Below are 10,705 nucleotides of genomic sequence, written 5' to 3'. Positions count from 1 at the left end.
TCGCGCGACCTGACCCGACCCTGCCCGCAGCCCGCCCGTAGCCTGGCGGGAGTGAGCGGATCCGACCAGCGGGAGCGGCGCGCCGGACTGCTGTACGGCGTCTCGGCCTACGGGCTGTGGGGCGTGTTCCCGCTCTACTTCCCGCTGCTGCTGCCGGCCGGGACGGTCGAGATCCTCGCCTCGCGCATGGCCTGGACGCTCGTCGTCGTCCTGCTGATCCTGCGTTTCGGACCGGGATTCGACGGCCTGCGGGCGGTGCTGCGGCGGCCGCGGACGGTGGCGCTGCTCGCCCTCGCCGCCGTGTTCGTCACCAGCAACTGGGGCACCTACATCTACGGCGTGAACAGCGGCCACGTGGTCGAGTCCAGCCTCGGGTACTTCATCAACCCGCTGTTCACGATCCTGCTCGGCGTGCTCGTGCTCGGCGACCGCTTGCGTCCGGCGCAGTGGGCGGCGGTGGGTGTGGGCACCGCGGCGGTGCTCGTCATCGCGATCGACTACGGCCGCCCGCCCTGGATCGCGTTGATCCTCGCGTTCTCGTTCGGCATGTACGGGCTCTGCAAGAAGAAGGCGGACGTCGGCGCGGCCGACTCCCTGGCGGTCGAGAGCGGCGTGCTGTTCGTGCCCGCGGTGGCGGCGCTCGCGATCGTGGCCGTCCAGGGCGACCTGGTGTTCGGCACCCGCTGGTCGACCTCGGTGCTGCTCGTCACGAGCGGCGTCGTGACCGCGGTGCCGCTGCTGCTGTTCGCGGCCGGCACCCGCCGCCTGCCGCTGAGCGTCATCGGCCTGCTGCAGTACCTCACGCCGGTGCTGCAGTTCGCCGTCGGCGTGGGCATCCGGCACGAGTCGGTGCCGTTCGCCGAGTTCATCGGGTTCCTGCTCGTGTGGGTCGCGCTGATCGTCCTCGGCGTCGACGGACTGCGGCAGCAACGGCACGATCGGGCCGCGCGCACCGCAGCCGCCGCCGCACCGGTGTGAGCGCCGACGTGCCACGATCGTCAGTGTGACCGACTCCCCCGAGCCCACCTCGGTGCTGCAGGCCCTGCGCGCGTCGACGGCCGATCTGCTGAAGGGCCTGGACGAGCTCGGCTGGTCCGACGCCGACGTCCGGGCGCCGTCCCGGTGCGCCGGCTGGACCCGCGCCCACGTGCTCAGCCACCTCGCCCGCAACGCCGACGGCATCACCGCGACACTGTCGGGCGCCCTGCGCGGCGAGATCGAGCCCCGCTACCCCGACGGCGACGCCGGGCGTGACCGCGACATCGAGTCGGGAGCCGGGCGGCCGGCGACGGAGCTGCGCGCCGACGTCGCCGACACTGCCGAACGCCTCGACCGCGTGCTCGGCGCCGTGCTCGACGCCGAGGCCTGGGACGCCCCCACCGACGACGGCCGGGTCGCCCGCGACTGGCTGCCCCGGCGGTTGCGCGAGGTCGAGATCCACCGGGTCGACCTCGATGCCGACTACGAGCCCGACCGCTGGCCTCCGGCCCTCGTGCACGACCTGCTGCCGGACGCGATGGAGTCGGTGCCCCACCGGACGTCCGACGCGCTGCACATCGTGGTGGGCCAGGACGGTTCGATCTGCCCCGAGCTCGTCGGCCGGGAGTGGACGATCGGCGCGGGCACGCCGGTCGAGCTCACCGGCCCCGACTGGGCGTTGGCGGCATGGGCGACCGGGCGCGGCGACCTGGTCGCGCACCGGCTCGGCGCGACGCCCGCACTCGAACCCTGGCGCTGAGCGGGCCGCCTAGCGCTTCTCGCAGGCGACGCCGTCCTTGTCGCGGTCGCTCTTCTTGTTCGCCGCGTAGAGCGTGTTGCTGCGCTTGAACGTCGTGACGGGCTTGCCGCTCGTGCGGTCCCGCGCCCCGACCTTGCCGACGCCGTGCGGATACACCTTGTGCATGGCGGTGCAGTTGGCGAAGGTGCGGGCGGCCGCGGCGTCGGCCGACGTGACCGGCAGCAGGACGGCCGCGCACGAGACGGCGACGACGGGAACGAGACGGCGGAACTGCATGCGTGTGCTCCATGTGAAGTCGATCAACTGAAGCGAAGCGTAGCCCACGACGCGCGTCCGGAGCCCGTCCCGCGCGAGAATGGTGCGTGTGGTGACCACCGACCGCGCACCTCGGGCGCCGGCCCTGTCCCTGTTCCTCACCGAACCGGCGCGGACGATCACGCGGCTCGGCGCGTACCCGCTCGCAGCCCGGACGCTGGAACGGGCGCCGCGGCCCGCGGCGGACGACGCCCACGGGGTGCTGGTGCTGCCCGGGTTGATGACGTCGGACAGCAGCACCGTGCTGCTGCGGCGCTTCGTCCGTGGCCTGGGGCACACGACGTGGGGATGGCGGCTCGGACGCAACCTGGGGCCGACCGCCGAGATCCTCGAGGGCATGCCGAAGGCGATCGACGCGCTGCGGGAGCGCACCGGCGGGCCGGTGTCGATCATCGGGTGGAGCCTGGGCGGCATCTTCGCCCGCGAGCTCGCGCGGCGGCGCCCGGAGACCGTCCGTCAGGTCATCACGCTCGGCAGCCCGTTCGCGCTGCGTGACCCACGGCAGAGCCGGGTCGGGTTCGCCTACCGGCGGCACGAGAAGCAGCATCGGGCGCCCGGGCCGGGTGCCGACACGTCCCGCCCGATCCCCGTCCCCTCGACCGCGATCTTCTCCAAGCGGGACGGCATCGTGCACTGGCGCTCGTGCGTCGAGCCGGAGACGGAGCGGCACCAGAACGTGGAGGTGCGCTGCGCGCACCTGACTTACGGCACCGACCTGGCCTCGCTGTGGGTGGTCGCCGACCGGCTCGCGCAGCCGAGACCGGCCGAACACCCCTTCACGGTGCCGCCGTCGCTGCAGCGCTGGTTCCCGGCCTGAGTTCAGCCGGTACGGGCGATCACCAACTCGGTGAGCGCCTCGAGCGCGGCCCGAGCAGGGACGTCGGGCAGGTCGGTGAGCGCCGCGCGCGCGGAGTCCGCGTAGTCCTGCAGCGTGGCCCGGGCCTCGCCGAGGGCGTCCGAGGCGCGCAGCAGCGCGAGGGCCTCGGCGTGCTCGGCGTCGTCGGGCAGCGGACGGGACACCAGCTCGCGCAACCGCGCCGTGGCCGGGTCGGCGTCGCGCAGGGCGTACAGCGCGGGCAGGGTCGCGATGCCCTCGCGCAGGTCGGTGCCGGGGGTCTTGCCCGACTCGTCCGACTCGGATGCGACATCGAGGATGTCGTCGCTGATCTGGAAGGCCATGCCGATCTGCTCGGCGAACGCGCGCAGGCTCGTGATGACCGCAGGGTCGGCGCCGGCGAAGTGCGCGCCGAACTCGGCGGCCGTCGCGATCAGCGAGCCGGTCTTGTCGGCGAGAACCGACAGATAGTGCTCGATGGCGTCCTCGCCGGGACGCACGCCGACGGTCTCGCGGATCTGCCCGATCACCAGCCGCTCGAACGTGACCGCCTGCAGCTTGACCGCGTACGGCCCGAGGTCGGCGAGGATGTTCGACGCCCGGCTGAACAGCAGGTCGCCGGTGAGGATCGCGATCGTGTTGGTCCAGCGGGCGTTCGCCGACTCGGCCCCGCGGCGCACGGGCGCCTCGTCCATGACGTCGTCGTGGTACAGCGTCGCCAGATGGGTGATCTCGCAGACGACGAGCGACGGCGCGACCTCGGCGCGGGCCGCGTCACCGAAGTGCGCGGCGAGCACGCCGATCATCGGACGGAACCGCTTGCCCCCGGCGAACACCAGGTGCTTCGCCACGTCGGTGACGAACTCGTCCGGGAAGTCGACGGCGGCGCGCAGCTGCTGCTCGACGTCGTCCAACCGCGTGCGCACGGAGTGCTCCAGCGCAGGGTCGTCGAAGCCGACGACGAGCGTGGGCGGGGTGGACGTCGGGCTCACCGCCGCGCTCCGGTTCCGGGCATCAGCCCGTCAACTGCGCGGCGTTGGTGGCGAGGTCGAGCAGCGGCTGCGGGAACACGCCCAGCGCCACGGTGACGACGACGCCGAGGGTGAGGGCGATGGACGTCGACCAGCCCGGGATGGCGATCGTCGGGCCGTTCTCCGGCGGCTCGGCGAAGAACATGAGCACGACGATGCGCAGGTAGAAGAACGCCGCGACCGCCGAGCTGACAAGTGCGATGACCACCAGCGGCCCGGCGTCGCTGTACGCCGCACGGAACACGAAGAACTTGCCCGTGAACCCGGACGTCAGCGGGATGCCCGCCATCGACATCAGCAGGACCGTCATCGTGACCGCGACGATGGGGCTCTTCTTCGCCAGCCCGGACCACTGCGCGAGGCGCGTCGCCTCGCCCTCGGAGTCGCGGACGAGCATGAGCAGTCCGAACGCGGCCAGCGTGGTGAAGCCGTAGGTCAGCACGTAGAACAGCACGCTGGAGATGCCGTCCTTCGACAGCTGTCCGTTGCGGTTGACGGCCAGCAGACCGACCAGGATGAAGCCGGCGTGCGCGATCGACGAGTAGGCGAGGATGCGCTTGATGTCGGTCTGCGTCAGGCCGAACACGGCGCCGACCACCATCGACGCGATCGCCGCGCCCCACACGATCGGACGCCAGTCGTACGAGGTCGTCGAGAACCCGACGTACAGCACCCGGATGATGGCGCCGAACGCGGCCACCTTGGTGCAGGCCGCCATGAACGCGGTGACCGGGGTGGGCGAGCCCTGGTAGACGTCGGGCGTCCACGAGTGGAACGGCGCGATGCCCGCCTTGAACAGCAGGCCGACCAGCAGCAGCGCGAGACCCGAGTACAGCAGGATGTCGGACTTCGCCGAGCCGCGCGTGGCCTGCAGGATCGTCGGCAGGTCGACGGAGTTCGCGTAGCCGTAGAGCATCGCGACGCCGTAGAGGAAGAACGCGGACGCGAAGGCGCCGAGCAGGAAGTACTTGACCGCCGCCTCCTGCGACAGCAGCCGGCGACGCCGCGCCATGCCCGCCATGAGGTACAGCGGCAACGAGAGCACCTCGAGCGCCACGAACATCAGCAGCAGGTTGTTCGAGACCGGGAAGATCAACATGCCCGAGACCGCGAACAGCATGAGCGGGAAGATCTCGGTCTGCACCCGCTCGCTCGTCGCGAGGCGCCGGTCGTCCGGCGAGCCCACCACGGTGGCGGCGGACGCCACGATCGGGCTGCCGACGTCGACGCTGCGCTCGGCCATCAGCAGGGCGGCGACGATGGCGAGCGCCAGGATCGTCCCCTGGATGAACAGCCCGGCGGAGTCGATGGCGAGCGACCCGGCGAAAGGCACGTTGCTGCCGCTCGGCGACGGCGTGGCCGTCTTGGTCGAGTGGATGACGCCGACGGCGACGAGCGCTCCGGCGAGGCCGGCGATCGTGATGCCGACCTGGGCGGCGAAGCGGTCACGCCGCGGCAGCACGGCCTCGGCGATGACGCCGAGGATCGCGGCGCCGAGCACGATGAGGATCGGCGACAGCGCCGAGTACGAGACGGACGGCGCGGTGATGCTGTCGCCGGGCGCGGCGAGCAGGGCGGTCATTTGCCCCCTCCGGTGGCGTACTGGATGGCGGGATCGGTCTTGCCGACGTCCTGCATGGTGGCCTTCACCGCCGGGTTGATGACGTCCAGCACCGGCTTGGGATAGACGCCGAGGAACACGATGATCGCGATCAGCGGCGCGACGGCGAGGATCTCCCTCGTGTTCGCGTCACGGAACTTCGTGACCTTCTCGTGGACGGGCCCCTGGAACGTGCGCTGGTAGAGGTACAGCACGTAGATCGCGGCCAGGATGATGCCGGTGGTCGCAATGATCGCGTAGCCCTTGTAGCGGCTGAACGTGCCCACCAGCACGAGGAACTCGCTGATGAACGTGCTCATGCCGGGCAGCGCGAGGGCCGACAGGCCGGCGAGCAGGAACAGGCCGGCCAGCCGCGGAGCGACCTTCGCGACGCCGCCGTAGTCGTCGACGTTGCGGCTCTTGCCGCGGGCGATGAGCATGCCGACGACGAGGAACAGCGCACCGGTCGAGAACCCGTGGTTGACCATGTACAGCACGGCGCCGCTGCCGCCCTGGGTGGTGAACACGAAGATGCCCAGGCCGATGAAGCCGAAGTGGGCGACGGACGTGTAGGCCACGAGCCGCTTCATGTCCCGCTGGCCGATCGCCAGGAAAGCGGCGTACAGCACGCCGATCACCGACAGCACCAGGATGGTGGGTGCGAAGAACTTGGACGCGTCCGGGAACAGCAGCAGGCAGTAGCGCAGGAACCCGAACGTGCCCACCTTGTCGAGCACGCCGACGAGCAGCGCGGCCCCGCCCGCGGGCGCCTCGGCGCCGGCGTCCGGCAACCAGGTGTGGAACGGGATCAGCGGTGCCTTGATCGCGAAGGCGAGGAAGAAGCCGAGGAACAGCCACTTCTGCGTCGCGTTGTCGGGCAGCGGCTTGCTCATGAGGTCGGTCATGGCGAAGCTGCTCGTGCCCGCGGACACGTACAGACCGATCACGGACGCCAGCATCAAGAGGCCGCCGACGAGCGAGTACAGGAAGAACTTCATCGCCGCGTACTGCCGGCGGGGCCCGCCGAAGCTGCCGATGATGAAGTACATCGGCACGAGCATGGCCTCGAAGAACACGTAGAACAGGAAGACGTCCGTGGCCGTGAAGACGCCGATCATGAAGAACTCGAGCAGCAGCAGCAGCAGCGCGAAGTAGTTCGTGACGGACCGGCGCTTGGTGCCGCTGGTGGGCAACTCCTCGGCGCCCGCCCGGCTGTCGAGCGAGTTCCAGGACGCGAGCATCACCGCGGGCACCAGCACGGTCGACATGGCGACGAGCACCATGGCGATGCCGTCGACGCCGAAGGCGATGTGCACGCCGAAGTCCTTGATCCAGTTCCACGACATCGTGTACTGGAACCGCTTGGTCGTCTCGGCGACCTCGCCGGTCTGGAAGCTGAACAGCAGCACCAGCGTGTAGACGAACACGGCCAGCGAGACACCGAGCGCGATGAACTTCGCGAGCTGCGCCTTCGCCTCGTTCATGGCGAACAGCGCGACCGATCCGACCAGCGGGATCAGGACGAGGACCAGCAGGGCGTAGTTGTTCACTGGAAGCGCACCGCCAGCAGGACCGCGATCAACGCGACGGTGCCCGCGAGCATCGACAGCGCGTAACTGCGCACGAAGCCCGTCTGCACCCGCCGGGCGCGTGCCGACCCGCCTCCGAACCCGGCTGCGAGCCCGTTCACCGCGCCGTCCACCCCTCTGTTGTCGAAGAACACGAGCGCACGGGTCAGCCACTGCCCCGGGCGCATCAGGAACGTCTCGTTGAACTTGTCGGCGTACAGGCTGTTGCGCGCGACGAGCGTGACCGGCGAGCCCGGGGGCTGCTCGATCGGGATGTCGACGGTCTTGCGACCGAACGCGACGTACGCGCCGGCCACACCGAACAGCACCACGACCACGGTGATGATCGACAGGACGGTCGGAGAGATGGTGTGGATGCCGGCCTCCTCGGCCTCACCCACCGACGGCGTCAGCCAGTTCTGCACCGCGCTGCCCATGTACATCAGGAAGCCGCCCGCGAGGGCGAGCACCGCGAGTACCGCCATCGGCAGCCACATGACCGGCTTGGACTCGTGCGGGTGCACGTCGTCCTCCCAGCGCCGCTTGCCGAAGAAGGTCATCACCAGCGCCCGCGTCATGTAGAACGCGGTCAGCCCGGCGCCGAGCAGCGCACAGATGCCGAGGACCCACCCCGACGTGCCGCCCTTGTCGAACGCCGATTCGATGATCTTGTCCTTGGTGAAGAAGCCGGTGAACGGCGGGATGCCGAGGATCGCCAGGTAGCCGCACGCGAACACGCCGAACGTGATCGGCATGACCTTGTACAACCCACCGAAGCGGCGCATGTCGATGCGGTCGTTCATGGCGTGCATGACCGACCCGGCCGAGAGGAACAGCGCGGCCTTGAAGAAGCCGTGGCCGACCAGGTGGATGATGCCGATCGCGTAGACGCCCGGGCCGAGGCCGACGGCCAGGAACATGTAGCCGATCTGGCTCACCGTCGAGTTGGCCAGCACCTTCTTCAGGTCGTCCTGACCGCAGCCGGCGATGCAGCCGTAGAGCAGCGTGATCGCCCCGATGATGGTGACGACGAGCCGCGCCGCCTCGGAGGCGTCGAAGATCGCGGCCGACCGGGCGATGAGGTACACGCCCGCGGTCACCATCGTGGCGGCGTGGATGAGCGCCGACACCGGCGTCGGGCCCTCCATGGCGTCGGGCAGCCAGGTCTGCAGCGGGAACTGGCCCGACTTGCCGCACGCGCCGAGCACGAGCATCAGCGCGATGGCGGTGGCGACGCCGTGCGAGAACTGCGTGTTCAGCACGGTCTCGAACGCGGACGTGCCCGTGTAGGCGAACATCAGCATGATCGCGATCGACAGGCCGACGTCACCGACACGGTTGGCGAAGAACGCCTTGTTGCCCGCGGTCGCCGCCGAGCTGCGGGTGAAGTAGTACGAGATCAGCAGGTAGGACGCGACACCCACGCCTTCCCAGCCGATGTAGAGCAGCAGGTAGCTGTCGGCCAGCACCAGCAGCAGCATCGCGGCGATGAACAGATTGAAGTAGCCGAAGAAGCGGCGCCGCCCGTCGTCGTGGCTCATGTACCCGACGGCATAGATGTGGATCAGCGAGCCGACACCGGTGATGAGCAGCGCGAAAGTCAGCGACAGCGGGTCGAGCAGCAACCCGGCGCTGATCTTGAAGTCGCCGACCGGCGCCCAGTCGAACAGCAGGCGGTCGACGTGCCGCTCGTCCGTCGGCAGGTCGCGCACGGAGAAGAACAGCATCACCGTGTAGACGAACAGCGCGACCGGGACGATGACACCGAGCAGGTGGCCCCATGCGTTGCCGCGCTTGCCGACGAGCAGCAGGATCGCGGCGGACAAGGCGGGCACTGCGACGAGCAGCCACACGCCGGACTGGATGCCGGTCGCGGCCGTGTAGGCCGTGCCGGTTTCGGCGAGAGTCACCGGAGCCTGTCTCCTAGTACTTCAGCAGGTTGGCGTCGTCGACGGACGCGGACCTGCGGGTTCGGTAGATGGCCATGATGATGGCGAGGCCGACGACCACCTCGGCCGCGGCGACGACCATGACGAAGAAGGCCATGACCTGGCCCTCGAGGTCGCCGTTGATGCGGGAGAAGGTGACGAGCGTCAGGTTCACCGCGTTGAGCATCAGCTCGACGGACATGAACACGACGATCGCGTTGCGCCGGATGAGCACGCCGACGGCGCCGATGGTGAACAGCGCGGCGGAGAGGATCAGGTAGTAGCTCGGGTTCACCTCGACGACCTCGTCTCGCTGTCGTCGTAGTCGCCGGTGCCGAGCAGACCGGCGGGCGGCTCGTGCAGGTCGAACTCCTCGCGTCCGGCCATGACCGACTCGTGTGAGATCGACCCGTCCGGCAGCAGAGCCGGCGTGCCGATCGAGTTGCCGGTCGAGAGCACACCCGGGCCGGGCAGCGGCTGCGGGCGTCCGGAACGGATGCGCTCGCGCGCGAGCGTCTTCTGCGTCGGCTTGCGGCCGTCGCGCTCGATGTGCGCGAGCACCATCGCGCCGACGGCGGCGACGATCAGCAGCGCGGACGTCAGCTCGAAGACGAACAGGTACTTCGTGAACAGCAGCTGCGCCAGCGACTGCACGTTGCCGCCGTTGGCGTTGGGGGCGTCGAGGTCGACCGGGGTCTTGTCGCCCTCGAACGCCTTGGCGAGGCCGATGGCGACGAGCAGCGCGAAACCGAGACCGAACAGCGCGGCGGCCCAGCGTTGGCCGCGCAGCGTCTCGACGATCGAGTCGGACGAGTCGCGTCCGACCAGCATGAGCACGAACAGGAACAGGATCATGATCGCGCCGGTGTAGACGATGATCTGCACCAGGCCGAGGAACGGGCCCTGCTGGATCGCGTAGAACGCGCCCAGGCACATCATCGTCGCGACGAGCGACAGCGCCGAGTGCACCGCGTTGCGGAACAGCACCATGCCGATGGCCCCGGCGAGCGCCACCGGGCCGAGGATCCAGAACGCGATGGCCTCGCCCAGGGGAACCGTGCCGTTGGTCAGCGGAGCGGCGAGCACCTCAACTGCCATGGTGCGTCCCCATCCGGTTGGCCGTGCCGGTGATCGGCTTGCCCGCGACGTTCGCGGTGCTCTGCGGCTCCCCCGACTGCAGCGGCTCCTGCGAGCGGACGGTGTAGTAGTCCTTCTCGTCGTCACCGAGCCGCATCGGGTGCGGCGGAGCCTCCATGCCCGGCAGCAGCGGGGCCATGAGCTGCTCCTTGGTGTAGATCAGCTCCTGGCGGTTGTCGAGCGCGAGCTCGTACTCGTTCGACATCGTGAGCGACCGCGTCGGGCACGCCTCGATGCACAACCCGCAGAAGATGCAGCGCAGGTAGTTGATCTGGTAGACGGCGCCGTACCGCTCACCCGGCGAGTACCGCTCCTCGGCGGTGTTGTCGCCGCCTTCGACGTAGATCGCGTCGGCCGGGCAGGCCCACGCGCACAGCTCGCAGCCCACGCACTTCTCGAGTCCGTCCGGGTGCCGGTTGAGCACGTGACGGCCGTGGTAGCGCGGCTTGGTGCCGTAGTAGTCGAACGGGTACTGCTGCGTGTAGACCTTCTTGAACATCTGTCCGAAGGTCAGGCCGAAGCCCTTGGCGAAGCCGAGGGCACCCGCGGACGG

Annotated in this window: 11 protein-coding genes; 3 read left to right on the top strand and 8 right to left on the bottom strand. The window is 69.7% G+C overall.

The genetic code is table 11. The features are described from left to right. The first annotated feature begins 51 nt into the window (after positions 1–51). Positions 52–978, top strand: coding sequence for an EamA family transporter (rarD, locus tag ACYVP9_RS19795; protein WP_460606678.1), 927 nt, complete (start codon positions 52–54; stop codon positions 976–978). 25 nt (positions 979–1,003) lie between these two features. After that, positions 1,004–1,738 (top strand): DinB family protein, encoded by a 735-nt coding sequence (locus ACYVP9_RS19790; protein WP_460606677.1) that lies wholly within the window; start codon positions 1,004–1,006, stop codon positions 1,736–1,738. A gap of 9 nt (positions 1,739–1,747) precedes the next feature. Here ACYVP9_RS19790 and ACYVP9_RS19785 read toward each other — a convergent pair whose 3' ends face one another. Beyond that, positions 1,748–2,014 (bottom strand): excalibur calcium-binding domain-containing protein, encoded by a 267-nt coding sequence (locus tag ACYVP9_RS19785; protein ID WP_460606676.1) that lies wholly within the window; start codon positions 2,012–2,014, stop codon positions 1,748–1,750. 91 nt (positions 2,015–2,105) lie between these two features. Here ACYVP9_RS19785 and ACYVP9_RS19780 point away from each other — a divergent pair, with 91 nt between their 5' ends. After that, positions 2,106–2,870, top strand: coding sequence for an esterase/lipase family protein (locus tag ACYVP9_RS19780; RefSeq protein WP_460606675.1), 765 nt, complete (start codon positions 2,106–2,108; stop codon positions 2,868–2,870). 2 nt (positions 2,871–2,872) lie between these two features. On the opposite strand, the gene ACYVP9_RS19775 is transcribed toward ACYVP9_RS19780, so the two are convergent. The 7 genes from ACYVP9_RS19775 to nuoI are packed head-to-tail and all read right to left on the bottom strand — an operon-like array spanning position 2,873 to position 10,651. Continuing rightward, positions 2,873–3,880 carry a polyprenyl synthetase family protein gene (locus ACYVP9_RS19775; protein ID WP_460606674.1) on the bottom strand — a complete coding sequence of 336 codons (1,008 nt, stop codon included), beginning with the start codon at positions 3,878–3,880 and terminating at the stop codon, positions 2,873–2,875. Positions 3,881–3,902: 22 nt separating this feature from the next. Continuing rightward, the gene (gene nuoN / locus ACYVP9_RS19770) at positions 3,903–5,501 is read right to left on the bottom strand and encodes an NADH-quinone oxidoreductase subunit N (RefSeq protein ID WP_460606673.1); all 1,599 of its coding nucleotides are present in this window, start codon (positions 5,499–5,501) and stop codon (positions 3,903–3,905) included. Further along, entirely contained in the window at positions 5,498–7,069 is a 1,572-nt protein-coding gene (locus ACYVP9_RS19765; RefSeq protein WP_460606672.1) for a complex I subunit 4 family protein, read from the bottom strand. The genes nuoN and ACYVP9_RS19765 overlap by 4 nt, the downstream gene beginning before the upstream one ends. Then, the gene (gene nuoL / locus ACYVP9_RS19760) at positions 7,066–8,952 is read right to left on the bottom strand and encodes an NADH-quinone oxidoreductase subunit L (RefSeq protein WP_460606941.1); all 1,887 of its coding nucleotides are present in this window, start codon (positions 8,950–8,952) and stop codon (positions 7,066–7,068) included. Before nuoL ends, ACYVP9_RS19765 begins: the two co-directional genes overlap by 4 nt. A gap of 58 nt (positions 8,953–9,010) precedes the next feature. Further along, positions 9,011–9,310, bottom strand: coding sequence for an NADH-quinone/ubiquinone oxidoreductase subunit 4L family protein (nuoK, locus tag ACYVP9_RS19755; protein WP_460606671.1), 300 nt, complete (start codon positions 9,308–9,310; stop codon positions 9,011–9,013). After that, the gene (locus ACYVP9_RS19750; RefSeq protein ID WP_460606670.1) at positions 9,307–10,113 is read right to left on the bottom strand and encodes an NADH-quinone oxidoreductase subunit J; all 807 of its coding nucleotides are present in this window, start codon (positions 10,111–10,113) and stop codon (positions 9,307–9,309) included. Before ACYVP9_RS19750 ends, nuoK begins: the two co-directional genes overlap by 4 nt. Beyond that, complete coding sequence (gene nuoI / locus ACYVP9_RS19745) at positions 10,103–10,651, bottom strand: NADH-quinone oxidoreductase subunit NuoI (RefSeq protein ID WP_460606940.1); 549 nt, start codon at positions 10,649–10,651, stop codon at positions 10,103–10,105. The genes ACYVP9_RS19750 and nuoI overlap by 11 nt, the downstream gene beginning before the upstream one ends. Positions 10,652–10,705 lie beyond the last annotated feature (54 nt).

Source organism: Jatrophihabitans fulvus (assembly GCF_054781375.1).
The sequence above is the reverse complement of the archived record's forward strand: the minus strand, read 5'-3'. Positions and strand labels throughout refer to the sequence as shown.